The following is a 24,921-nucleotide window of genomic DNA, read 5'->3' as shown; positions in this document are numbered from 1 at the left end:
ACGGATAAGAGAGAGCCCCATGAGCAACACCCCCTGGACGAGCCCGATGCCCGAGGCACAGTTCGACTTGATGCAACGCATCCTCGCCGCTCCCAGCCCGATTGGCCTGGAGGCGGCCATGACCTACGGGGTGCTAAAGCCTCACTTTGAAAGTTTCGCCCCAGCGGGCTGGCAGCTGCACCAGTTCAAGGGCCATGCGGGCGTGGTGCTGGATACCCACCCGGGCCGCGACGACCTGTTCAAGGTGATGCTGATTGGCCACGCCGACAAGATCCGCATGCAGGTTCGCTCCATCGGCGATGACGGCAAGATCTGGATCAACACCGACGCCTTCCTGCCCAACGTGCTGATCGGTCACGAGGTCACTCTGTTCAGCGAGGATCCGGAGGCGCCCGGAAGCTACCGGCGCATCGAGGGCGGCACCGTGGAGGCGCTGGGCGCCATCCACTTCTCCGACCCGGCCCAGCGAGATGGCAGCAAGGGCATCAAGAAAGAGCAGATCTACCTGGACCTGCAGATCCACGGCGAGAACAAGAAGCATCAGATAGAGAAGCTGGGCGTACGTCCCGGAGACTCGATCATCTTCAACCGACCCATCCGCCACGGCTTCAGCCCCGATACCTTTTACGGTGCCTATCTGGACAACGGCCTGGGCTGCTTCGTCGCCGCCGAGGTGGCGCGACTGATCGCCGAAGCCGGCGGCACCGAGCAGATCCGGGTAATGTTCGCCATCGCCAGCTATGAGGAGATTGGCCGCTACGGAAGTCGGGTGCTGGCCGGGGAGCTCAGGCCCGACGCCATCATCGCCGTGGATGTGAACCATGACTACGTAGCGGCTCCTGGCATCGGCGATCGGCGCATGCAATCGCTGGAAATGGGCAAGGGCTTCACTCTGTCGGTAGGCGCCATCGCCAGCGAACAGCTCAACCGAATCGTCGAGACCACTGCTCGCGAGCATGATATTCCCATGCAGCGCGACGTCGTCGGCGCCGACACCGGCACCGACGGCATGGCGGGCGTTCTTGCCTCCGTGGACTGCGTGGCCACCTCCATCGGCTTCCCGATCCGCAACATGCATACCATCTCGGAGACGGGCAACACCCGGGACGTGATGGCGGCGATTCACGCCATCACCCGCAGCCTCCAAGCGCTTGACGCCCTGCCCGACCCCCACCGTGAATTTCTGGACAATCACCCGCGTCTGGACCATGCCGGGGCGCTGGGCCATCAGGGCGCCGACAAACCCGAGACAAACGGCAAGTAGACTCCGAATTCCGGGAAAGCCGGATACCGGGAAAGCAACACGCCGCGGGGCGAGCCGGGAGGCTCGCCCCGCTGTCATGTCAGCATGGCAAGCGCTCCGGCCAACACCGGCGCCATGGGGATGGCGTTGCTTTCATGAGCGATACAATCAGTGCTCCAGATCTCGCCGACACCCGCATTCCGAATCACCTCGAGGGCATTGCCGGCAAACAGCGCATGGGTCAGCGCCACGTCCACCGAGGCCGCCCCGGCGGCCAGCAGCGCCTCGGCAGCGCGAGCCACGGTATGGCCTGAACTCGCCACGTCATCCATCAGCACCACCGCCCGGCCCGCCAGCGGCGTGTCGGGCAGACGGATCTCGACGTCACGGTCGCCGTGGCGCACTTTTTGGCAGGTGGCATAGTCGAGGCCGGTCAGCTCAGCGGCCTGGGCCACCCACTGCAATGCCTCCTCGTCGGGGCCCAGCAGCAGCGCCCGGGGTCGTTTCTGGACAATCAGCTCGGCCAGCCGCGGGGCGCCTGAGAGGGCAATGGCATGTGCGATGGGAATCGCCTGGTCAAGACGATCGATGCGGTGCAGGTGGGGGTCCACGGTGATCACCCCATCGAAGAGTTCGGCAAGGAACCCACCGATGATGGTCTGACTGACGACCTCGCCGGCGTGGAAGGCGATATCCTGGCGCATGTAGGCAAGATAGGGCGCCACCAGGATCAGGCGCTTCGCCCCGCGGCCGCGGGCATGGCGCACCAGCAGCAACAGCTCGACCAGCTTGTCGTTGGGCCGATCCAGACTGCGATAGATCACCAGAGTCTCGGGAAAGGCCCCTGCCTCGGCGAAGGGCAGGGTGAGCTTGAGTTCCTCGTCAGGGAAACGATGGCACTCGACCTCACGCGTAGCAAGGCCACAGGCATCGGCCAGACGACGGGCCGGCGCAGCCTCGTCAGGAAAGTGCAGCAGTAAAGTGGTCATCGGGCCTCCCTGATAAGGATTTGTCGTTCAGAACTCGACGTTGAGCCGGGTAATCTGATCGGCCTCTCCGAGGCTGAAACCGCTGTCCCGCTCGCTGGACTGGTGGGCGAAGGCCAACTCATTGCGAAAAGCCGCATACACCCGATAGAGCGACTGACCCGCCTCGACGCGGTCGCCAATGCGCGCCAGCAGGTCGACGCCGGCCCCAGCGGCCTTGGGTGCCCCGGCGAGACGGGCAATCCGCGCCAGCTTGAGGTTGTCGATGCCGATCACCACACCGCTCTCGGCTGCCACCACGTCGAAGGCGTGGGGTGCCAATGGAGGAGCGTCAGGATCGAAGGGCTTACCCCCCTGGGCCGCGATGATCGCCTGCATCTTTTCCAGGGCACGGCCGCAATCAAGGATATCCCGGGCGATGCCGAAGCCCTCGCCGCCACGAACGTCAGGGTCGAACTCCAGCATGCGACCCGCCAGTCGCAGTGCCTTCTGGCGCAAGTCCATGGGCGCCTCGGGATGGTTGGTAAGCACACGCATCACGTCGCGGGCCTCCAATACCGGACCAATTCCCTGCCCCACCGGCTGACTGCCGTCTGTGATCACCACGTCCAGGGTCAGGCCCATGCGTCCGGCCACGAACTCGAACAGCTTGCGCAGCTGGCGGGCCTCAGGCATGGAACGCACTTTGGCATGGGGCCCAACCGGGATATCGAGCAGCAGGTGGGTGGAGCCCGCGGCCACCTTCTTGGAGAGGATCGAGGCCACCATCTGCCCCGGGGAGTCGATGGAGAGCGGGCGCTCCACCGAGATCAGCACGTCGTCGGCAGGCGAGAGCTGGCTGGTGCCGCCCCAGGCCAGGCAACCGCGATGGGTGCGCACGATGTCGCCCAGCACGTCGAAGGGAAGGTCAACGTTGGCCAGCACCTCCATGGTATCGGCGGTTCCCGAAGGCGAGGTAATGGCCCGCGACGAGGTCTTCGGGCAGAGCAGCCCGTGAGCGGCGACGATGGGTACCACCAGCATGGAGGTGCGATTGCCGGGAATGCCGCCGATGCAGTGCTTGTCCACCACCGGGTGCTCGTGCCAGTCGAGGCGGCGCCCGACGCGGATCATGGCATCGCTGAGGTAGAACACCTCCTCACGGTCAAGCTCCCCGCGATCGCAGGCCACCACGAAGGCGGTCAGCTCAATCTTGGAGTAGCGCAGTTCGGCGATGTCGCGAATGATGCCGCAGAAGTCGTCGCGGGAGAGGCGCTCACCGGCCAGCTTGCGGTGCAGGGCCGGAATCGAGGCCGGCGGCTCGGCCTGGGAGACGCTGACCGGGTACCCCTCCCTGGCGCCCAGGGAGGCAAAAGCATCCTCCGAGAGGCCAAGCTGCATGGGGTCGACGATGCTGGTGTCGTCCACCACGTTGAGGCTGGCCAGGATACGCTGGCCGTTGGCGCGCACCTCCACCTTGGAGAGGGCCTGGAAGCCCTCGGCACGGTAGAGGTCACACTCGCGGTGCAGATAGGCGACGTTCTCGCGGTAGGTATCGATGCCCACGCGCTTCAGGGAGAGCGGCGACAGGGTATCGTCCAGTGCCTCCGACTCGGAATGGGACTTCTTCATGGCACCCTTCCATGTGGCATGGCCGGTCAGAGGAACGACATCCGGCCATGCTGGATTCTCATAATGCATCGTATCAGCCCCCCGGCATGCCGTCATGACGATGCTCTGGCGACCCGAGGGGTGTAGGCTGCTGTAATGGGCAACCCAGAGGAGAAGAGACGATGCGCTTGGCAATCATGGGCTGCGGGGGCGTGGGCGGCTACTTCGGAGCACGCCTGGCTGAGGCGGGTCACGACGTGACCTTCATCGCCCGAGGTGAGCACCTGGCGGCGATGCAGCGTGAAGGGCTGAGGATCTCCAGCACCGAGGGCGACGTACACCTGGCCAAGGTAAAAGCCACCGACGACCCGGCCCGAGTGGGTGCCATGGATGCCGTTCTCGTGGCCGTGAAGGCCTGGCAGGTGGCCGAGGCGGCCAAGGCGATACGCCCGATGATCGGCCCCGACACCTTCGTGGTGCCGCTGGAGAATGGCGTCGAGGCCGCAGAGACTCTCTCCGCCGTACTCGGCGGCGCCCACGTGCTCGACGGCCTGTGCGGCATCCTGGCCTGGCGAGAGAGCCCCGGATACATCAAGCACGCCGGAGTCTCGCCCTTCGTGCGTTTCGGCGAGCGCGACAACCGCCACAGCAAGCGCGCCGAGCGACTCAAAGCGGCCTTCGACCAGGCGCGAGGCCTCACCGCCGAGATCCCCGACGATATCCAGGTCGCCGTATGGAGCAAATTCCTGTTCATCTGCGCCATGAGCGGCATTGGCAGCGTGACACGAGCACCGATCGGCGTGACTCGCACCCTGCCCGAGACCCGCGCGCTGATCGAGCAGATACTTATCGAGATCACCGCGGTGGCCCACGCACGCGGCGTGGCGCTGCCCGGGGATGCCGCGGCCCAGGCCATGCGTTTCGTTGATGCACTGCCTGCTGAGAGCACCGCCTCCATGCAGCGAGACATCATGGCGGGCCTGCCCTCGGAGTTGGAGGCCCAGAACGGCGCCGTGGTCCGCCTGGGTCGCGAGGCCGATGTGGCGACGCCGGTCAATGCCATGATCCACACCGTCCTGCTGCCCCAGGAGCGCCAGGCTCGGAGCAGCGCCCGAGAGTGACGCCGGGCGAGTACATCGGCCGTCTATTAACCGGATGCAGATGACGATATGCATCAGAAATATCAATTCTACTCATTGAACATCGTCATTCATTGCCAATCACAATAAATGGCGGGGTTTGTTAAGCTTTCAACCGTCGAGTGAGGCAATCCGCCGCAGCTCGCCTGCGTTTTTTCATCTCGGCCAGTGCCCCGCCGTCCTTGTGGCGGCGGGGTGCCCCCGGGGTGATGCCGGCCTTGCCGGCGCGCCGCCGCGATCACGAGGAGAGTCGACTTGGAACTGATTCAGTACGCACTGGATAACATTGACCTGCTGCTCACCCGCACCATCGAGCATATTTCCCTGGTGGGCGTGGCCGTGGGGATTGCCACTCTCACGGGGGTGCCCATCGGGATCGCCATTACCAAGAACGAACAGGCCGCGCGCTGGGTACTCTATGTGGCGTCGATCATTGTCACCATCCCGTCGATCGCCCTGTTCGGCATCATGATTCCGGTGCTATCGATCTTCGGCCACGGCATCGGCTACGTGCCTGCGGTGATCGCAGTCCTGCTCTACTCACAGCTGCCGATCATCCGTAACACCTACACCGCCATCAACAATGTCGACCCGGCCTTGCGCGAGGCCGCCAGGGGAATCGGCATGAGTCCGAACCAGCGGTTACGGCGGGTAGAAATCCCGCTGGCGATACCGGTCATCATGGCCGGGGTGCGCACCGCCGTGGTGCTCAACATCGGGGTCATGGCGATTGCTGCCTATATCGGCGCCGGGGGCCTTGGCACCTTCATCAGTCGCGGGATCTCCCAGTCAGATCCGCGTCAGCTGATCGTGGGTGCTATCGCGGTGAGTTTGCTGGCCATCATCGTCGACTACACCCTGCTCTTCATTCAGAAGCGCCTGACGCCCAGGGGAATGGAACTCGACACCTCAACCGCCTGACAGCGAGCCCCTGATGACCGAGACGACAAGGATATCCAAATGATCCAACTCGATAACCTGACCAAGGTCTTCGACACGCCCAAGGGCGCGGTGGTCGCCGCCGACCATATCAGCATGAAGGTGCCCAGCGGCGAGATCTGCATCCTGCTCGGGCCATCGGGCTGCGGAAAAACCACCACCCTGAAAATGATCAATCGCATCGTGAAGCCGACCTCCGGCAAGGTGTTCATCAACGGTGAGGACACCACCGAAATGAATACCCAGGACCTGCGCCGCAATATCGGCTATGTGATCCAGCAGATCGGCCTGTTCCCCAACATGACCATCGAGGAAAACATCACGGTGGTGCCCCAACTTCTTGGCTGGGACAAGGCGCGCTACAAGGAGCGAGCCCGTGAACTGATGGCGATGATCTCCATGGAACCCGATGCCTTCCTCAAGCGCTTCCCCAGCGAGCTATCCGGCGGTCAGCAACAGCGTATCGGCGTTGCCCGGGCGCTGGCCGCCGACCCACCGGTGATGCTGATGGACGAGCCCTTCGGCGCCATCGACCCGATCAACCGGGCGGTGATCCAGGACGAGTTCCTCAAGATGCAGCAGGAACTCAATAAGACCATCATGTTCGTCAGCCACGACATCGACGAGGCGATCAAGATGGGCGATAAGGTGGCGATATTCCGCGAGGGCAAGCTGGTACAGCACTCCTCGCCCGACGACCTGCTGGCCGCGCCGAAAAACGCCTTCGTCGAGTCCTTTCTGGGTGAAGACCGCGCGCTCAAGCGTCTCAACCTGGTCAAGGTGCACGAGGTGGTCTCCGACGAGATCGCCACGGTGAGCCCCGGCGATACTCTGGAGACGGCGCTGGCCAAGATCGAGGATTACGGTTATCAGAATGCCATCCTGATGGTTAATGACCAGCGCCAGCCGGTGGGTTTGATCACTCGGGCCAAGGCGCGCACCACCAAGGGCTACTGTCGTGACCACTTCGAGAACGTGCCAGGCACGGTGACGTTGGACGACGACCTGCGCAAGGTTGCCTCGCTGATGTTCTCTCAGGATGCCACCTGGCTGCCTTGCGTGGACGATGAAGGCCGTGTCTGCGGCCAGATCACCCAGCGCGCCATGACGCACCACCTGGGTTCACGCTTCCGAGCCCGTGAGGCCGCTACCCGGAATCCCGACAGCGCCGTCAAGGAGTGAGCCGATGCCAATCCAGAGCCTGAAAGGGGCCCTGCGTGCACTCCTGCTGGTGGCGATCTTCTTTGCCGGGGTATGGAGCCAGTCGAGCGGGGTCATCGATGACTTCATTTTCTATTTGCCCGATGTGCAGTACCTGGCCGTCCAGCACCTGTGGCTGACAGCGATCTCGGGTATCCTGGCGATTATTGTGGCCATACCGCTGGGCATCCTGCTGTCGCGCCCCAGCATGTCTCGCTGGGCGGAATCGCTGATGCAGGTGCTTAACGTCGGCACCACCATCCCGACACTCGCCGTACTGGCACTCTCCATGAGCTTCCTGGGTATTGGCATGGTGCCCGCGGTGTTCGGCCTGTTTGTCGCCACCCTACTGCCGATCACTCGCAACACCTATGTCGGACTCAAGGGCATCGATCCCGCCTTGATGGAGGCCGCCGCCGGTATCGGCATGTCGTCGACGCAGCGCCTGCTTCGGGTGGAACTGCCCAATGCTCTCTACGTCATCTTCGCGGGCATGCGCACTGCCCTGACCATCAATGTGGGCACCGTGCCACTGGCTTTTCTGATCGGTGCCGGCGGACTGGGTGAACTGATCTTTACCGGCATCGACCTGTACGATCCAGTGATGATGTTAGCCGGTGCGATTCCCACCGCCCTCTTGGCGATCGTTGTCGATGCCCTGATCGCCGTCATTGCCTTCCTGGTGGTGCCGCGCGGGGTCAACCCATCGCGCGCATGACCGTTCGAACCAAGCCACACCATTACAAACCGCACTAGGAGAAGACCCCATGAAACACCTGATGACTGCCCTTTCCGGCCTCGCCCTGGCCGGTGCCATGACCACCGCCGTCTCCGCCGACATCACCGTCGGAGGAAAGAACTTCACCGAGCAGCAGATCCTCTCCAACATGACCACCCAGTACCTGGAGGGGTTGGGCTACGACGTGCAGAACCGCTCCGGCATGGGCTCCGCGGTTCTGCGTCAGGCCCAGGAAAATGGCCAGATCGATCTCTACTGGGAGTACACCGGCACCTCGCTGATCAACTACAACGATGTCACCGAACGCCTGTCGCCGGAGGAGACCTACGCGAGGGTCAAGGAACTCGACGCCGCAAAGGGCCTGGTGTGGCTGGAACCCTCCCATGCCAACAACACCTATGCCCTGGCCATGCGCGAGCAAGATGCTGAAGATCGCGGCATCGCCACTCTCTCCGGCCTGGCCCAGGCAGTTAACGACGGCGTGGACCTGACCTTTGCCCTGAACGCGGAGTTCTATGCACGCGAGGACGGCTGGCGGCCGCTGCAGGAAGCCTATGACTTCAGCGTCGGGCGCAGCGACGTCAAGCGCATGGATTCTGGCCTGGTCTACCCGGCCCTGCGCGACGGCGATGTGGAGGTGGGTCTTGTCTTCGCCACCGACGGTCGTATCCCGGCCTTCGATTTCCGTGTTCTCGAGGATGATCAGGGCTACTTCCCGGCCTACGCCCTGACCCCGGTCGTGCGCCAGGAGACCCTCGAAGAGAACCCCGAGCTCGCCGACCAGATGAACAATCTCTCGGCGCTGCTTGACGACGCGACCATGGCCGCACTCAACGCGCGAGTCGACGTTGAGCGCAAAAACATCGAAGACGTGGCCCAGGCATTCCTCGAGGACAACGAGCTGCTGTGACCCATCCACAGATGGCTGGCATAATGCCAACCGTTGCGTACCGCAAGAAAGGCCGCCCGAGGGCGGCCTTCTTCATTCGAGGGGGGTGAGATGCACTATCAGGATAGACTCAGGGTCGGTGCCGCGCAGATCAACGGCGAGCTCGGGGCCGTGGACGACAACCTCGACCGCCACCTCGAGCACATCAAGGAAGCTCGCCAACGGGGACTGGCGCTGCTGGTCTTCCCCGAACTCTCGCTGACCGGCTACGGTCTGGGCAACCTCGTGATGCAGGTGGCCATGCCCCTGGAGGACCCACGCCTGCAAACGCTGGCCCAGGCCTGCGGCGACATGCAGACGGTGGTCGGCTTCGTCGAGGAGGCGAGCCCCGGCGAGTACTTCAATGCCCTGGCCATCCTGCAACATGGCAAGCTCGTCGCCGTGCACCGCAAGCTCAACCTGCCCACTTACGGCGGCCTGGAAGAGGGTAAGTGGTTCACCCACGGCAGCGAACTGACCCATACCGAGATCCTCCCCGGCTGGTCGGCCACCCAGCTGATCTGTGCCGACCTGTGGAACCCGGCCCTGGTTCACGCCGCCCTGCTGCCTCGACCCACAGTGCTCTGCGCACCGATCAACTCCGCCAGCGGCATCGTCAGCGACGACTTTTCCAACGAGCAGAATTGGGCGCTAAACGTGCGTTTCTACGCCATGACCTACGGCACCCCGGTCATCATGGCCAATCGCTTCGGACCTGAGAATGGCAGCCATTTCTGGGGCGGCTCGCGGATCCTCGGCCCTCGCGGCGAACTGCTCGCCGAGGCCGAAGAGTGCGAAATGCTGATCAATTGCGAACTATCGCGCACCGCTATCGCCCGAGCGCGCTTCGAGCTGCCCACCCACCGCGATGCCGACACCCCGCTGATCCGCGAGCTGATGGCCGGCTATCGCTGACCACAGACAAACGACAACGCCATCGGCCGAGAATCGCGACATTAATGGGTCCCGACAACGAATCACCACCCTGCAGAAAGAAGCTGGATCTAGGGCAGTTCACCCAATGCTATCGCCCATCCGGGAGGGATGGGCGATATGAGTGCTCAGACTCGGGTTGGCATCAGCTTGAGCAAATCGGCCGCGCATCCTAGGCATCGACGCGTGCCGTGATGCGCTAGTCAAGCGGCGAGCCTTGGCGAACGCCAAGGCGAATACTGGATAAATATCAGGTAGTGGCTTAGGCTTTCTTCATGACTCGCACCATGATTCGCACGGACAAATGGCCACTACACGCCACGACGCAGCAGCGACACCTGATGCGTCTGACGCTGGCGGAGTACCGTCAGTTCTGCCGTGCGTTGTCGGTGGTGGTCCTGGCCAACTGGCCGTCGCTGCAGCAGGCCCCCAGCTTTGCCGCTGCCGTGGAGCGGCTGATGCACCCGACCAAGAAGAACCCCTCGCCTCGCCACCACTACTTCGTGAAGCGTTTCTACAAGTTCCCGTCCTACCTGCGCCGAGCCGCCATCGAGTTCGTCAAGGGCCAGGTATCGAGCTACCTGACCCGCTATCGGGCCTGGCAGGCGGGAGATCGCCAGCGGAAAAATGCCCAGCCGCCGCGCTTCAACCCCGTAGCCGGCTGCTATCCGGTGATGTATCGCGGGCAGCTGGTCAAATTCGACACCGACTTCACCACCGCCAGTTTGAAGCTGTGGGACGGCAAGGAGTGGCTCTGGCACGACGTGGCGATCAAGGCGGTGCGCCAGCGCCATCGTCTCGGCACGGTGAAGTCGCCTACCCTGGTGCTCAATCGGCACTGCCACCTGGCGGTGCCAGTGGACATCAATCCAGGAAGCCTCCCCGATCAACAGCGCGTCTGCGCCGTGGACGTGGGGATCAATACGCTGGCCACGGCCAGCATCGTGACACCGGACGGCACTGTCGCGGCGCGTGGATTCTTCCACCCCGCCGCGGACATAGACCGTCGTGACAAGCGCGCCACGCTGATTCGCCGCAAGGCGCGCAAGACCGCCAAGCTCTCCAAGGGGTTTGGGCGAAGGTGGTACCGCAAGGCCCAGCACATCAACGAGCAGATAGCCCAGCAGACCTCCCGCCGACTGATTGACTTCGCGCTGGCACAGGGCGCCGATGTGATCGTGCTGGAGGACTTGAAGGGCTGGCGACCCAAGGCGGGCAGGAAGCGGTCGGGACTGCGCCAGCGCTTCCATCAGTGGCTGCATCGCCGGCTGGCCACGCTGGTCGAGCAGAAGATGGCCGAGGCCGGTGGTCGGGTCGTCACCGTCTATGCCCGGGGCACGTCTTCCTGGGCGTTCGACGGCTCGGGTCGCGTCAAGCGGGACAAGGGGCAATACGAACTGGCCACCTTCCCGAGCGGCAAGCAGTACAACGCCGACCTCAACGCCAGCTACAACATCGGTGCCCGCTATTGGGCCTGGAAACACAAGCTGACCCGCCGCAAGGACGGGCAGTTGTCAGCGGGTAGAAGCTCCCCTGGCAAACCGAGAACACCGGTCACGCTCTCAACGCTCTGGCGGCGAGAGCCTGAAGCCCCGCATCGATGCGTCGCATGATGCGTGGGAGTGTTCACGGGAAGTTCAGCTGGGCCTTTTCCTGGGTGTTTCGGGCGGGCCAGCGCTGAGAGATGGCCTTGCGGCGAGTGTAGAAACGCACCGCGTCGGGGCCGTAGGCGTGCAGGTCGCCGAACAGCGACTCCTTCCAACCACCGAAGCTGTGGAAGGCCACCGGCACCGGAAGAGGCACGTTGATGCCCACCATGCCCACTTCGATGGCGTCGGCAAAGCGCCTTGCGGCCTCGCCGTCGCGGGTGAACACGCAGGTGCCGTTGCCATACTGGTGGGCGTTGACCAGCGCGATGGCCTCCTCGAAGGTCTCGACACGCACCACGCAGAGCACCGGGCCGAAGATCTCGTCGCGGTAGATGCTCATCTCCGGGGTGACCCGGTCGAACAGGGTCGCGCCCAGGAAGTAGCCCGGGGAGGCCTCGACCAGCGGGTGCCGGCGGCCGTCCACCACCAGTTCGGCGCCGGCCGCGGCGCCCTGCTCGATATAGCCAGCCACCTTGTCGCGGTGGGCGGCATTGACCAGGGCACCCATATCGAGACCCTTCTCGGTGCCGGGGCCGATCTTCAGGGTGCGCGCCTGTTCACCGATGCTTGCCACCAGGGCATCGGCGGTGGCATCGCCCACGCAGACCGCCACCGAGATTGCCATGCAGCGTTCGCCGGCGCTGCCGTAGGCGGCACCGATCAGAGTGCTGGCGGCGTTATCCAGATCGGCGTCGGGCAGCACCACGGCGTGGTTCTTGGCTCCGCCCAGCGCCTGTACGCGCTTGCCGTTGTCGGCGCCACGGCGGTAGATGGACCTGGCTACCGGCGTCGATCCGACGAAGGAGAGCGCCTTGACCTCAGGAGCGTCGATGAGCGCTTCGACGGCCTCACGGTCTCCGTGAACCACCTGGAAGAGCCCGACGGGCAGCCCCGCCTCTCCCAGCAACTCGGCCATCTTGAGGGACGTCGAAGGCGCCTGCTCGGAGGGCTTGAGAATGAAGGCGTTGCCGCAGGCAATGGCCATGGGAAACATCCACAGCGGCACCATGGCCGGGAAGTTGAACGGGGTGATGCCGGCGACAATACCCAGCGGCTGATGGTTGGACCAGGTGTCGATGCCCGGACCGGCGTTATGGGAGTATTCCCCCTTGAGCAGCTCCGGCACGCCGCAGGCGTAATCAACATTCTCGATGCCTCGCTTGAGTTCGCCCATGGCGTCCTCGAGCACCTTGCCATGCTCGCGACTGATCAGCCCGCAGATCTCGTCGGCGTCGCGCTCCAGCAGCATCTTGAAACGGAACATCACCTGGGCGCGCTTGGCAGGAGGCGTGTCGCGCCAGGCAGGCTGTGCCGCCCGGGCGGCATCGATGGCACGCTCAACTATCCCGGCGTCCGCCATTGGCACGCGGCCGATCACCTTGGCGCTGGCGGGATTGGTCACGTCCAGATGGCGTTCGCCTTCCAGGCGCTCGCCACCGATCCAGTGGGTCAGGGTCTGCATCTCGCGTCCTTGTGCTTCAGTATTCACGGCCGAGCAGCGCCTCGTTGAAGGGGTAGCGGGAGAGCTTCGCGATACCGGTGTCGGTGATCAACACCTCCTCCTCGAGCTTGACGCCGTCGGCGCCGCCCACCTCACCGATGTAGCTCTCCACCGAGACCACCATGCCCGGCTCGAGGACGCCGTCCGAGGAGAAACGGTCGAAGTCCATGTGGTGGGCCACCAGCGGTGTCTCGCCGTGCATGCCGACGCCGTGGATGATCGAGGGGTAGCGGCGGTCCAGGAAGCGCTCGGGGATTTTCCAGGCCTGCTCGGAGATCTCGCGATACGTCATCCCGGGCTTGAGGATGCCCATATTGTGGTGCACCTGGTCATAGGCCATGCGGTAGAGTTCGCGCTGATAGGCACTGGGCCGGCCCGGGCCGACGTGGAAGGTGCGCGAGAAGTCGGAGTAGTAGCCGTGGCAGCCGATAGTATCGGTGTCCAGGGCGACCAGCTCGCCGGGGCGAATCTTGCGGTCGCTGGCCTCGTGGAACCAGGGATTGGTGCGCGGCCCGGAGTTGAGTAGGCGGGTCTCGATGAACTCGCCACCCCCGCGGATCACTTCGCCGTACATGATGGCGAACAGCTCGTTCTCGGTAACGCCGGGCTTGATAGCGGCTTCCACCTCGGCCACCGAGGCTTCGCTTGCCGCCATTGACTGGGCCAGGCAGGCGATCTCCTCGGGGGTCTTGATACGTCGGCAGTGCAGGGTGTCCTGCATGCAGTCGTAGACATCCAGCCCCTGAGCTTCCAGCGAGCGGGCCAGGTTGAGCGCACAGCGGTCCAGACCGACTTTCTTGTTACCGTGGCCGTGCTCCTGGACCAGCTCGGCGATCTCGACGCCGAAGGGATCCGAAGAGAGGTTGTCGCGCTGGTTCACCGCCGACCACACCACCTTGGAGGTGCGCGCTTCGTCGATGGTCTCCAGCCAGGTGGAAATGTGAGCGCTGCCCGGGTACTCGAAGAGGATGATCGGCCCGTCCAGCGGCACATAGACATAGCGGGTGGAGTTGCGCAGGAAATAGCCGAACATGTTACGCGAGCCGGTAGCGTAACGCTGATTGTTAGGATCAAACAGCACCAGGGCGGCGTAACCCTGCTCGGCCATCATGGCCTTCAGGCGCTCCAGACGCCCGGCGCGTAGCTGCTTGGGGTCGAAGGCGGTGGGAATGCTGTCGCCGTTGGCCATCGGGGCCGAGGGCACGACCGGAATCTGCGCCGGTTCGCTGTCGGTCAGCTTTTCTGACTCGATAATGCTCATTGTGAATTCTCGCTGTGTCGTCGGGACGATAGCCGCCTGTTGCGTACCATCGGGTGGGACTTGCCTGGAGGCGCATTTAAGCGGCGCTCAGTCGGCCAGGCGGTCCGTGCGTTTCGTGCCGTTCTTGAGCATTCTTTCGTGGATCGGCGCCATGCGGCCGAAGATGCGCTCGGCGCGCTCGGGCCGACCGATGAAGCCGGGCTCCTTGGCATAGGCAAAGATCACGGTGTGGCGCTCCTTATCGCCTTCAACCGGCGTCACCCGGTGCAGCGAGTAGCGGCCGAAGAACACCTGCAGGTCGCCGGGCTGAAGGTCGAGGCTCTTGAGGCGAGAGCGATCACCGTCGATCACCGTCTCCACCGCTTCGAAGTTCTCACCCTCGGGGCTGCGAATGCCCGGGGCATATTCAAAGCGGCCGCCGCTGTGCGACTGGCGGGTCATCATGGTGACGATGAATTCGTTGGTGTCGTAGTGCCAGGGATGCTGGCAGCCCTCGCGCAGCACGTTGACCACCAGATCGGCCAACGGATCGGCATACTGGTGAATCTCCTCCATGCCCACCACCGCGCCGATAAAGCGCTGGAATCCGGGGTGCTCATAGACCTGACGGATAATGGTGTCGCCGTCGATGCAGTCACCGGCCACGAACCCGTTGGTGCGATCATCGAAGCGGTTGAGGGGATGGCTGGCAGGCAGAGCAGGGTCGCCAGCGCTGTTGTAGGGGTTGGTCTCGGTCTGGTTGTAGTGGGCCTGCGGCGAAAGGCGCTCGGTCTCGCGCTCGAGACGCGCCAGCGCCGCTTCGGGGACGAAGTTCTTGAGAACCACGCACCCATCCTTATCCAACTGGCGGCGGCAGCTCGCGATGAGCTCGCGCCCCTTCGGGCTCTCCAGCTCGTCGATGGGATAGCGTCCCAGATCGATCAGGCCGTGCAAGGATGTCGTCTGTTGCGTGTCAGCCGTGGCGTGCATCACGCTTTGCTCCTGTTCTCGGGAATGACCGTGTCTTGTCGAGATACTGGACAGAGTAATCAGCCCTCACCCATAATTGAAATGAATGGTTGAGATGCCAATCATTTCAAAGGCTCATCAATTATGGATACCGAATTACTACGCGCCTTCGTAACCGTGGCCGAGTGCCAGGGTTTCAGCGCCGCCGGCAAGGTGTTGCACCGCACTCAGTCGGCGGTCAGCCTGCAGATCAAACGACTGGAAGATCAGATGGGCAAGGCCCTGTTCGAGCGGACAAGCCGCAGCGTGATGCTGACAGGTCCCGGCGAACGGCTGCTGCCCTATGCGCGACACATGCTTAAGCTCGAGGACGAGGCACGTGAGGCGCTGGGCGGGCTGTCGCGTGGAGAGCTGATTCGATTCGGAACCTCGGAGGAGCAGGCTGCAACCTACCTGCCACGGCTGCTGCCTCGCTATGCCGAGCGCTATCCGGCTGCGCGCCTCGAGGTTCACTGCAATATCAGCGCCTCGCTGGTAGAGACCTTCCAGGAAGGGCTGCTGGACGTGGTGCTGTCGATTCGTCACGCACCGAGTCAATCGGGACACCTGCTCGGATGGGAGCCGATGGTATGGGTGGCGGCGGCAGATGTAAGGCCCGAGAACTGGGAGGTGCTGCCACTGGCCCTCAACCCCGAGGGCTGTATCTTCCGTGCCCATGCCCTGGCGTCTCTCGGCCGAACGAAACGGCGCTGGCAGCTGCGCTATGTGAGCCAGTCCCCCACAGGCATCAACCTGCCGGTGCAGGCAGGGCTGGCCATGACGGTCAAGACACCGCGCAGCGTACCGGAAGGGTGTCGAATCATCGGCGAGGAAGAGGGGCTTCCTCCCCTGGGTCAGGTGGAAATCGAACTGCATCGCCGCCCAGGCCACACTAGCGAGGCGCTGGAAGCCTTTTGCCAGGAGATCGAGGCCATCGTGACCGAGAACGAGGCGGTCGCCTCCCCCCGGCCGACCGAGTCGCTCCATCGAAACGACTGACGGTCAAGGGGGCCACGCTAGGGTCAATTGCGCTGACTGGGGGTCAATTGCGCTGATAGGTGCCGACAAGGCGGTTCATACCGAGCAGGTGGGGCTCGACCCGGACCAGCAGATCGTGAAGTGTCAATCCTTCAGGCAGGTCGTCGGTGGGCTTGTCCAGCGCCATCAGCCAGAAATAGTAACGGTGGGAACCGTGACCTTCCGGCGGCATGGGGCCACCGTATCCCAGCTTGCCGAAATCATTCTTGCCGCTTCGTCCCGCCGAGGTCGCTTCCTCCAGCGTAGTGGTGGACGCCGGGATGTTGTAAAGCACCCAGTGCACGAAGCCGTAGGTGCCGTTCTGAATCAGCGGCGCATCAGGGTCGTGGCAAATCAGCGCGAACCCCTTGGTACCCGCCGGCGCATCCCGCCAGGTCAGCGCCGGGGAGAGATCGTCACCCTCACCGGTGTATCTGTCGGGAATCGCCCTTCCATCATCGAAGGCGGGGCTGGTGAGTCGCAGGGTCGACAGGGCAAAGGCCATCGGTGATCCTCCAGGTAGAAGCTCAGTAAGTGCCGGTTCAGCGTGGGAAACAAACAAGGAGCTGTCAACATGCCCAAGCGTCTGCTGATCGTCATCCATGCCCCCTCCCCCAACACCCAGGTACTCAGTAAGGCCGCTGAACGTGGCGCCTGCCACCCCGAGATCGAGGGCGTCGCGCTCACCATCAAGTCGCCGTTGGAGACGGTCCCCGAGGACGTGCTGGCCTGCGACGCCATTCTCATCGGTACCACCGAGAATCTTGGCTACATGGCGGGTCTGACCAAGGACTTCTTCGACCGCAGTTACTACCCGGTCCTTGAGGAGAAGCAGGGTCTGCCCTGCGCGCTCTATGTGCGTGCCGGCCATGACGGCACGGGCACTCGTCGAGCCGTGGAGAGTATCGTCAGCGGGCTGCGCTGGAAGTGGGCACAGGAACCACTGATCCTGCGCGGAGAGTGGCAGGAGGGATTCGTCGAGCAGGTGGAGGAACTGGCCATGACGATGGCGGCAGGGCTTGAGGCCGGCGTGCTCTAAGCTTATGCGATTAAATTTCGTTGAAGACGTCTGCTGCTTTTTCAGCGCCTACTATATTGATTGAACACACGCATGATCAGGGATCATCAAGGCGTCGTACGGGCCATTTGATGTGCCTCTCCGGATCAAGCGACAACAAGATAATGACGACAAAACAACAACCCTCGTCGACAAGACACGATTCGAAGGCTTCCCTTCTTCGGCTTTAGATCTACTCTCAATGCCTGCTTGTCTCTGGTCGACGCATTCAATGCGAGGTGAGTCATGAAACCTACTGCTGGGCTGCTGGCCATTGGCCTGACCAGCCTGTTCCTGTGGAGTTCGCCCCCTGCCCAAGGAGATGAGTCTCTGACCATCGGCACGGCAAGCCCAGCCGGGGTCTACCACCTTGCCGGACGAGCCATCTGCCGTGTCATCGACATTCCCTGCACCGCTGAGTCCAGTGAAGGTTCGAGTGCCAATCTCCGGGCCCTGAGAGAGGGGGAACTGCAGGTGGCGCTGGCCCAGTCCGACATCCATTTCTATGCCGCTAATGGCAGCGAGGCCTTTCGGGAGATCGGTCCAGACTCCGATCTGCGATCGGTCTTCTCGCTGCACAGCGAGCCCTTCACCCTGGTGGTGAGACGCGATGCCGGTATCGAGGGCTTCGATGACCTGGTGCAACGCTCTGTTAACATCGGCAATCCCGGTTCGGGACAGCGGGGCACCATGCTGCGCCTGATGGATGCGAGAGGCTGGAGTCGCAGCAGTTTCCGACTGGTCAACGACCTGCCCGCCGACCAGCAGTCGATGGAACTCTGCCACGGCAACATCGACGCCATGGTCTATACCGTGGGCCATCCCAACGCTTCGGTGGCCCAGGCCATTCGCCTGTGCAATGCCGCCCTGATCGACGTACAGGGCGATGCCATCGATCTGCTGGTCGAGGCCTATCCTTTCTTCAGTCGCGCCTGGATTGCCGGCGGCCTATACGGTCCCGACCAGCCGCCAGTCAGGACCTTTGGCGTAAGAGCCACCCTGGTGGCCTCGGCCGACACCGACCCGGACCATATCTACCGACTGGTAGCCGGCGTCTTCGATAACTTTCAGCGCTTCAAGGCCTACCACCCCGCCTTCGGAATGTTGACCCCCGAAGCGATGATCCGAGATGGGCTTACCGCCCCGCTACACGAGGGAGCCCTGCGCTATTACCGTGAGCAGGGGTGGATCACCGACGAAGCCATGACGGCGAAACTGGCCCACTGACGCGGCCATGCACCAGCGCCGTCGGCACCCCGAGGGGTGCCGACGGCGCTGGTGCATAAGATACGTGTAGTGACCAGAGTGCCGGCCCAGGGCCCGGAGCCGGCACCGCATGCCTACTTCAGTCGCTCGAACACTGTGGCCACCCCCTGCCCCATGCCGATGCACATGGTGGCCAAGCCGAGGGTGGTATCACGCTGCTGCATTACGTTGAGCAGGGTGGTGCAGATGCGGGTGCCTGAACAGCCCAGCGGGTGGCCCAGGGCGATGGCGCCACCGTTGAGGTTGACCTTGTCATCCAAGGCGTCGAGAAAGCCCAGGTCCTTGAGAACCGGCAGACCCTGGGCAGCGAAGGCCTCGTTGAGCTCAACGGTCTGGATGTCGTCGGCGTTCAGCCCGGCGGCCTTGAGCGCCTTCTTCGATGCCGGCACCGGACCGTAACCCATGATCGAGGCGTCGCAGCCGGCCACCCCGGTGGAGAGCACCCGAGCAATCGGGTCGAGCCCAAGCGCCTGGGCGCGTTCGAAGCTCATCACCAGCATGCCGGAGGCGCCCACGGAAAGCGCCGAGGAAGTGCCGGCGGTAACGGTACCGCCACGGGGGTCGAACACCGGCTTCAATTCGGCCATCTTCTCCAGGCTGGCATCACCACGAATCACCTCGTCGCGCTGGAACATCACCTTGAAACCGCGTTCGTCGTGACCTTCCACCCCGATGATCTCGTTGTCGAAGTAGCCCTTCTCCATGGCAGCCTGGGCGCGCTGGTGGGAGCGAACCCCGAACTTATCCTGATCCTCGCGAGAGATGCCATGCATCTTGCCCAGCAGTTCGGCAGTCAGCCCCATCATCATCGCCGCCTTGGCCGCATGCTTGCTAGCCGCCGGGTTGACGTCGACACCGTGAGTCATGGCGACGTGCTCCATGTGCTCCACACCGCCCACCAGGTAGACGTCCCCCATGCCGGCCCTGATGTTGGCTGAGGCGATATGCAGCGCGCTCATGGAAGAACCGCACAGTCGGTTGACGGTCTGGGCCGGCACGCTGCGCGGGATGCGAGTCAATATCGCCGCGTTGCGCGCGATGTTCATGCCCTGCTCCAGGGTCTGGTTGACACAGCCCCAGATGATGTCGTCGATCTCGACCGGGTCGAGGCCGGCGTTACGCTCGAGCAGCCCCTCCATCACCGCGGCAGAGAGGTTTTCGGCGCGCACGTGACGGAAGGCGCCGTTCTTGGCCTTGGCCATGGCGGTACGTACGCCGTCGACCACCACGATATCTCTCGGGTTCAAGCTCATCTCATCTCTCCTGTTCGTGGTGGGTTCAGCGCTGGACCGGGGCGGGGTAGAAGACCTCACCGGCCTTGGCCATCTCACGCAGCTTCTCGGTGGGCGCGTAGAGCGGCCCCAGCTCTTCTGCCAGACCGTCGGCCAACTTGACGAAGGCGTCCACGCCCATGGCGTCGATATAGCGCAGCGCTCCACCGCGGAACGGAGGGAAGCCGATGCCGTAGATCAGCGCCATGTCGGCCTCGGCAGCGCTTCCCACGATGTCATCCTCCAGACAGCGCACGGTCTCCAGGCAAAGCGGCACCATCATTCTGGCGATGATGTCCTCGTCGCTGAACTCGCGGGTCTCCTTCACCACGCTCTTGATCAGTTCGATGGCAGCCTTGTCGGTGACCTTTTTCGGCTTGCCCTTCTTGTCTTCCTCGTAGGCGTAGAAGCCCTTGTCGTTCTTCTGTCCCAGGCGATCGTTCTCGAACATCGCCTGGATGGCACTTTTGCCCCCGCCTTCACCCTTGGCTTCACCGCCGAGGCTACCCATGCGCTCCGGAAATCCCTCGGCCATCACCTCGCCGGCATGCACGGCGGTATCCAGGCCGACAACGTCGAGCAAGTAGGCGGGGCCCATGGGCCAGCCGAATCTCTCCATGATCCTGTCGACACGCTGGAAGTCGGCGCCCTGCTGCATCAGCAGGCTGAAGCCGCCGAAATAGGGAAAGAGCACGCGGTTGACCAGAAAGCCCGGGCAGTCGTTGACCACGATGGGCGTCTTGCCCATGGCACGGGCGTAGGCCACGGTAGCGGCCACCGCGGCATCACCGGTCTTCTCGCCGCGAATCACCTCGACCAGCGGCATGCGGTGTACCGGGTTGAAGAAGTGCATGCCGCAGAAATTCTCGGGCCGCTTGAGATTCTTCGCCAGGCGCGTGATGGAGATGGTGGAGGTGTTGGAGGCCAGTATGGTCTCCTCGCCTACCAGGCCTTCGACCTCGGTGAGCACCGCGCCTTTTACCTTGGGGTTCTCGACCACCGCCTCGACCACCAGATCGACATGGCCGAAGTCACCGTAGGAGAGCGTTGGCCGAATGTTAGTGAGCTTCTCGGCCATCTGCTCGGTCGTGAGCTTCTTGCGTTCCACTTGCTTGGCGAACAGCTTGCGGGCCTCCTTGAGGCCGAGCTCGATGGCGTCGTCCTTGATGTCCTTCATCAGGATCGGCGTGCCCTTGGAGGCGCTCTGATAGGCGATGCCACCGCCCATGATGCCGGCACCGAGCACCGCGGCCTGCTTGACCGGGCGCGCTTGCTTCTCGTATTGGCCGCCCTTCTTCTTGACCACCTGATCGTTCATGAACAGACCGACCAGGTTGAAGGCCACATCGGTCATGGCCAGCTTGGCGAAGGCCTTGGCCTCGATAGCCTGGGCCCTGGAGCGCTCCTCGCCGGCCCCCTTCTGAATCACCTTGATCGCCTCCACCGGCGCCGGGTAGTGCGGTCCCGCCTTGCCGGCCACGTAACCCTTGGCGGTCTCGAAGGTCATCATCTGTTCGATGGGGTTGAGCATGAGGGGCCGTTGCTTCTCTTCGCGACGAACCCGGTAGTCCAGCTCGCCGGCTATGGCCCGGGCCAGGATGTCACGGGCGGCTTCCTCGAGCCGCTCGGCGGGCACCACGGCGTCTACGGCCCCCACCTTGAGGGCCGCCCCGGCCTGGTTCTGGGTGCCCCCGGCAATCCACTCGATAGCATTGTCGGCGCCAATCAGGCGCGGCAGGCGCACGCAGCCTCCCCAGCCCGGCAGGATGCCCAGCTGTGTCTCGGGCAGGCCGATCTGGGCCTTGTCGCTCATTACCCTGAAGTCGGTGGTCAGCAGCACTTCGCAGCCGCCGCCCAGGGCAAGGCCGTTGATGGCGGTGACGGTGGGAAATGGCAGATCCTCGATGGCATTGAAAATGCCGTGAACTCGATGAAGCATCGACTCCAGAAATTCGGCGCCCTTGCCGAACATGGCTTGGAACTCGGTGATATCGGCGCCGACGATAAAGGCTTCCTTGGCGCTGGTCAGTATGAGCCCCTTGAGGCCCTTATCAGACTGGATAGCCTTGACCGCTTCGTCCAGCTCACTGATCACCGCGCCGGAGAGCTTGTTGACCGACTCGCCCTGCAGGTCGAAGGTAAGCTTGGCAACGGCGTCGTCGTCGTCGTCGCGCGACACCGTAATGGCATTGCCTTGATAGATCATCCGCGAATCTCCCGATTTCATACGGTCGTTTGAATGCACACAGCTTGGGTCACGAACGTCGGCTCGTCAACCCCTACCCACGTCGCTGCCTCGACGCAGCGCCGGGTGTTAGGCTTGCACCATGCCACCACCCAGAGTAGCCCCGCCTCATGCCACCATCCTTTCAACGGCCTGACGAACAACCGGAAGCCACTCGGCTGAGTCAACTTCAGGTGCGTATCGAGGCGCTCGTCGAGCGTCTGCGACCCTGGCGCTGGCTTTGGCCACCCGTGGCATTCGGTGCCGGGCTAGGCAGTTTCTTTATGGTGGAGCGCCAGCAGTGGCTGGGCGCTCTGCTGGCGTTGGGCATGCTGGCAGCCTGGCTGCTGCTGCTCTTCGAGAGCCTGATCGGACGGCTGCTGGCCCGTCGTGGATACCCCCCTCTTCCCCACGCGGCAACCCTGTTCATTGCCCAGATGATTCATCAGGAAACGCTGTTCTTCTCACTTCCCTTTCTGCTGGCCACCACCGTATGGAGCAGCGGCCAGGCGCTGTTCACCCTGCTGCTGGTTGGGCTGGCAGTGTTCTCCATCGTTGATCCCCTCTACTACCGGGTGGCAAACCGCTATCGCTGGCTCTATCTGATCTTTCATGCGCAGTGTGTCTTTCTGGTCGTGCTGGTTACCCTGCCGGTCATGCTGCAGCTCACCACCGGCCAGAGCCTCAAGCTGGCGCTGGCCGCCATGCTGCTGTTCAGTATGCCAAGCCTGCTGCATATTACCGCCCAACAGCCTGGCAAACGCTGGCTGATGATGCTGGCCCTGCTGCCGCTGCTCGCCGGGCTGGCCTGGATGGGACGCATCTGGGTACCGCCGGCCAACCTGTGGCTAGGCAGTGCCGCGCTCTCGCCCGCCTTCGACGAGGAGGCCAGGAGCCCCCAGGGCGAACTGCGTCTGACGCCGGAGGCACTGGCCGGAAAAGGGCTCTACGCCTTCACGGCGATTCGCGCACCGCGAGGACTGAAGGAGGAGGTGTTCCATGTTTGGCGACACGACGGAGAGGAGATTGATCGCATCACGCTGAATATCGAGGGCGGACGAGAAGCAGGCTATCGGGCCTGGAGCCACAAACAGAACTTCCCGGGCGACCCTGCGGGACATTGGCGCATCGACGTGATGACAGACAGCGGGCAGCGCATCGGCGTGCTGCGTTTTCGGGTGGCCGACAATGAGGACGCCAGCCTGGCCGATGGTCGTGAGCTGCTGATCGGTATCGAAGGGCTGCGCCGGCTGGTGCCAGGGCGACGCACTGACGAGTGATATGATAAGCCGGCTTGCATTTCACGCATCGGGTTCACAGAATCCAGTCAACGCCTATGGAACCCCTAGCTCATGCACGAAAATATCGGTTTTCAGCTCAGCCGCCTGCCGCGTCTGTGGCGCGCCATCATCGACGAGCGCCTGGCACCGCTGGGACTGACCCAGACGCGCTGGGTCACGCTCTATCACCTGTGGCGACTCGGTGACGGCCAGCCCCAGTGTGACCTGGCGCGTGCCATCGGCGTCGAGGCGCCTTCACTGGTGAGAACTCTGGACCAGCTGTCTCGCCAGGGTCTGGTGGAACGACGCCCCTGCGATCAGGATCGGCGCACCAAGCGGGTCTTCCTCACCCCCGCCGCCACCCCGTTACTCCAGCGCATTGACGCCGTGGTGCGTGAGGCACGCGGCGAGATGCTCGGTGGGCTGAGTGAGCAGGATGTGACAGCGCTGGCCGAACTGCTCACCCGCATCGAGAACAACGGCCTGGCCATTCAGGCACGCGACGCCGAGTTACAGGAGTGACGCCTAGACTTTCGGCTGCCCTAAGGGCACCGCAACGGCGGTGTCATCCGGCCGTCCGGCCAGGCCGTCGCGTAGCCCCTCGAAATCCGCGAGGTAGGTAGAGAAACGTGAAAAGTCCTGGGACTCCCACCACCACAGGGCCAACGCATGCCGATGAGATTGCACCACTATCGCATCCTGGGGCAGCCGCTCCAGCAACGCCTTGAGTCGGCTTTCCAACTCATTGGGCAGTGGGCGCAGTGGCTCCCATCGCCAGCGCCAGCCATACGCGAAGGATTTCAGCGCCGCACTGGCATGGTCGTCTCGCACCAGCGCGAAATCAGGTCCCGGCCGACTCTGGGGATACCCCCAACGGTAGACCGGCATGGCTGTGTCGATGCCGTGTAGAGGCGGCTTCTCAAGCTTGACGGTCAGACCGGTCTTGATGGCCGCCGTTCGCAGCGCCGAGACGCGACGCTGCCGCGGACTGGGCTTTAGCCACATCACCGGCGAGACCACCAGTAGCAGGATGAACAGGATAAACAGCCAGGTCATCGCCATCTCCAGAAAGAGTTGATGCATGAGAGTTGATGCATGAGAGTTGATGCGTGAGTCTTGATTCATGTCGTTGTCTTGCCGAGTCAGCCGGCCTAGAGTGAAGACATCCCTTCACCTCGATATCCACCCAGGAGCCCTACCATGAGCAACGAATACCGACACGTCCTGGTCGCCGTAGACCTGACCAAGGACTCCCACAAAGTGTTGGAGCGCGCGGCCCAGATTGCCGAGCGCAACAACAACGCCAAAGTTTCCATCATGCACACTCTGGAGCCGCTGGGCTTCGCCTACGGCGGCGATATTCCGATGGACCTGACCAGCATCCAGGACCAGCTCGACGAGCACGCCAAGCAGCGCCTGGCGGAGATCGCCGACCCGCACGTGACCAAGGAGAACCAGCACGTGCTGGTGGGCATGCCCGATACCGAGATCCATCGCTTCGCCGAGGAAAACGACGTGGACCTGATCGTGGTCGGCTCTCACGGCCGTCACGGCTTCGCCCTGCTGCTCGGTTCCACCTCCACCGGCGTGCTGCACGGTGCCCAGTGCGATGTCCTCGCCGTGCGGGTGGGCAAGAAAGGCGAGAGCGCCGAGTAATCAACAAGTCTTGGCGTCACGCCCCGTTCAACGGCGCCCACCGGGCGCCTTGTTC

23 protein-coding genes are annotated in these 24,921 nt (G+C 63.4%); 14 read left to right on the top strand and 9 right to left on the bottom strand.

Annotation, left to right across the window (positions count from 1 at the left end; genetic code table 11):
- Positions 1–19: 19 nt before the first annotated feature.
- Positions 20–1,264 (top strand): M20/M25/M40 family metallo-hydrolase, encoded by a 1,245-nt coding sequence (locus ACFODV_RS12785; protein WP_379760047.1) that lies wholly within the window; start codon positions 20–22, stop codon positions 1,262–1,264.
- Positions 1,265–1,338: 74 nt separating this feature from the next.
- On the opposite strand, the gene ACFODV_RS12780 is transcribed toward ACFODV_RS12785, so the two are convergent.
- Together ACFODV_RS12780 and ACFODV_RS12775 are read right to left on the bottom strand one after the other, a co-directional pair.
- On the bottom strand, positions 1,339–2,232 hold the full coding sequence (locus tag ACFODV_RS12780) for a ribose-phosphate diphosphokinase (protein ID WP_379760045.1): 894 nt from the start codon (positions 2,230–2,232) through the stop codon (positions 1,339–1,341).
- A 27-nt stretch (positions 2,233–2,259) separates the two neighbouring features.
- Entirely contained in the window at positions 2,260–3,840 is a 1,581-nt protein-coding gene (locus ACFODV_RS12775; protein WP_379760043.1) for a thymidine phosphorylase family protein, read from the bottom strand.
- A 161-nt stretch (positions 3,841–4,001) separates the two neighbouring features.
- Between ACFODV_RS12775 and ACFODV_RS12770 the strand changes: the two genes are divergently transcribed.
- The 7 genes from ACFODV_RS12770 (at position 4,002) to ACFODV_RS12740 (ending at position 11,310) form a co-directional block, all read left to right on the top strand.
- Complete coding sequence (locus tag ACFODV_RS12770) at positions 4,002–4,940, top strand: 2-dehydropantoate 2-reductase (protein WP_379760041.1); 939 nt, start codon at positions 4,002–4,004, stop codon at positions 4,938–4,940.
- Positions 4,941–5,213: 273 nt separating this feature from the next.
- A complete protein-coding gene (locus tag ACFODV_RS12765; protein WP_379760039.1) occupies positions 5,214–5,879 on the top strand; it encodes an ABC transporter permease in 666 nt (221 codons plus the stop codon).
- Positions 5,880–5,918: 39 nt separating this feature from the next.
- The gene (locus ACFODV_RS12760; protein ID WP_379760037.1) at positions 5,919–7,079 is read left to right on the top strand and encodes an ABC transporter ATP-binding protein; all 1,161 of its coding nucleotides are present in this window, start codon (positions 5,919–5,921) and stop codon (positions 7,077–7,079) included.
- A 4-nt stretch (positions 7,080–7,083) separates the two neighbouring features.
- The gene (locus ACFODV_RS12755) at positions 7,084–7,815 is read left to right on the top strand and encodes an ABC transporter permease (protein ID WP_379760035.1); all 732 of its coding nucleotides are present in this window, start codon (positions 7,084–7,086) and stop codon (positions 7,813–7,815) included.
- 49 nt (positions 7,816–7,864) lie between these two features.
- Entirely contained in the window at positions 7,865–8,746 is an 882-nt protein-coding gene (locus ACFODV_RS12750; protein ID WP_379760033.1) for a glycine betaine ABC transporter substrate-binding protein, read from the top strand.
- A gap of 90 nt (positions 8,747–8,836) precedes the next feature.
- Entirely contained in the window at positions 8,837–9,679 is an 843-nt protein-coding gene (locus ACFODV_RS12745) for a nitrilase-related carbon-nitrogen hydrolase (protein WP_379760031.1), read from the top strand.
- 293 nt (positions 9,680–9,972) lie between these two features.
- A complete protein-coding gene (locus tag ACFODV_RS12740) occupies positions 9,973–11,310 on the top strand; it encodes an IS200/IS605 family accessory protein TnpB-related protein (protein WP_379760029.1) in 1,338 nt (445 codons plus the stop codon).
- Between the two features lie 13 nt (positions 11,311–11,323).
- Here ACFODV_RS12740 and ACFODV_RS12735 read toward each other — a convergent pair whose 3' ends face one another.
- From ACFODV_RS12735 to ACFODV_RS12725, 3 genes are all read right to left on the bottom strand, one after another.
- Positions 11,324–12,808: a CoA-acylating methylmalonate-semialdehyde dehydrogenase gene (locus tag ACFODV_RS12735; RefSeq protein ID WP_379760028.1), complete on the bottom strand. Its 1,485-nt coding sequence runs from the start codon at positions 12,806–12,808 to the stop codon at positions 11,324–11,326.
- A gap of 16 nt (positions 12,809–12,824) precedes the next feature.
- Entirely contained in the window at positions 12,825–14,108 is a 1,284-nt protein-coding gene (locus ACFODV_RS12730) for a M24 family metallopeptidase (RefSeq protein WP_379760026.1), read from the bottom strand.
- Between the two features lie 87 nt (positions 14,109–14,195).
- Positions 14,196–15,077 (bottom strand): HalD/BesD family halogenase, encoded by an 882-nt coding sequence (locus tag ACFODV_RS12725; protein WP_379760024.1) that lies wholly within the window; start codon positions 15,075–15,077, stop codon positions 14,196–14,198.
- A gap of 123 nt (positions 15,078–15,200) precedes the next feature.
- Here ACFODV_RS12725 and ACFODV_RS12720 point away from each other — a divergent pair, with 123 nt between their 5' ends.
- On the top strand, positions 15,201–16,094 hold the full coding sequence (locus ACFODV_RS12720) for a LysR family transcriptional regulator (protein ID WP_379760022.1): 894 nt from the start codon (positions 15,201–15,203) through the stop codon (positions 16,092–16,094).
- 43 nt (positions 16,095–16,137) lie between these two features.
- Here ACFODV_RS12720 and ACFODV_RS12715 read toward each other — a convergent pair whose 3' ends face one another.
- Positions 16,138–16,617, bottom strand: a complete 480-nt coding sequence (locus tag ACFODV_RS12715; RefSeq protein WP_379760020.1) for a YbhB/YbcL family Raf kinase inhibitor-like protein — start codon at positions 16,615–16,617, stop codon at positions 16,138–16,140.
- 69 nt (positions 16,618–16,686) lie between these two features.
- Here ACFODV_RS12715 and ACFODV_RS12710 point away from each other — a divergent pair, with 69 nt between their 5' ends.
- Together ACFODV_RS12710 and ACFODV_RS12705 are read left to right on the top strand one after the other, a co-directional pair.
- Positions 16,687–17,151, top strand: coding sequence for a flavodoxin family protein (locus tag ACFODV_RS12710; protein WP_379760018.1), 465 nt, complete (start codon positions 16,687–16,689; stop codon positions 17,149–17,151).
- Between the two features lie 264 nt (positions 17,152–17,415).
- A complete protein-coding gene (locus ACFODV_RS12705) occupies positions 17,416–18,396 on the top strand; it encodes a TAXI family TRAP transporter solute-binding subunit (protein WP_379760016.1) in 981 nt (326 codons plus the stop codon).
- Positions 18,397–18,509: 113 nt separating this feature from the next.
- On the opposite strand, the gene fadA is transcribed toward ACFODV_RS12705, so the two are convergent.
- Together fadA and fadB are read right to left on the bottom strand one after the other, a co-directional pair.
- Positions 18,510–19,688, bottom strand: coding sequence for an acetyl-CoA C-acyltransferase FadA (fadA, locus tag ACFODV_RS12700; protein WP_379760014.1), 1,179 nt, complete (start codon positions 19,686–19,688; stop codon positions 18,510–18,512).
- Between the two features lie 25 nt (positions 19,689–19,713).
- Positions 19,714–21,912: a fatty acid oxidation complex subunit alpha FadB gene (gene fadB, locus ACFODV_RS12695; protein WP_379760012.1), complete on the bottom strand. Its 2,199-nt coding sequence runs from the start codon at positions 21,910–21,912 to the stop codon at positions 19,714–19,716.
- 149 nt (positions 21,913–22,061) lie between these two features.
- Between fadB and ACFODV_RS12690 the strand changes: the two genes are divergently transcribed.
- On the top strand, positions 22,062–23,210 hold the full coding sequence (locus ACFODV_RS12690) for a DUF5924 family protein (protein WP_379760010.1): 1,149 nt from the start codon (positions 22,062–22,064) through the stop codon (positions 23,208–23,210).
- A 72-nt stretch (positions 23,211–23,282) separates the two neighbouring features.
- Entirely contained in the window at positions 23,283–23,732 is a 450-nt protein-coding gene (slyA, locus tag ACFODV_RS12685) for a transcriptional regulator SlyA (RefSeq protein WP_379760008.1), read from the top strand.
- Positions 23,733–23,735: 3 nt separating this feature from the next.
- Here slyA and ACFODV_RS12680 read toward each other — a convergent pair whose 3' ends face one another.
- Positions 23,736–24,266 (bottom strand): preprotein translocase subunit YajC, encoded by a 531-nt coding sequence (locus tag ACFODV_RS12680; RefSeq protein WP_379760006.1) that lies wholly within the window; start codon positions 24,264–24,266, stop codon positions 23,736–23,738.
- Between the two features lie 144 nt (positions 24,267–24,410).
- Between ACFODV_RS12680 and ACFODV_RS12675 the strand changes: the two genes are divergently transcribed.
- Positions 24,411–24,866 (top strand): universal stress protein, encoded by a 456-nt coding sequence (locus tag ACFODV_RS12675; RefSeq protein WP_379760004.1) that lies wholly within the window; start codon positions 24,411–24,413, stop codon positions 24,864–24,866.
- Positions 24,867–24,921: the final 55 nt, after the last annotated feature.

It is taken from the genome of Halomonas tibetensis (assembly GCF_042643535.1).
Classification (GTDB): Bacteria; Pseudomonadota; Gammaproteobacteria; order Pseudomonadales; family Halomonadaceae; genus Halomonas; species Halomonas tibetensis.
Note: the sequence above shows the minus strand (reverse complement) of the source record. Positions and strands in the feature narration are given on the sequence as shown.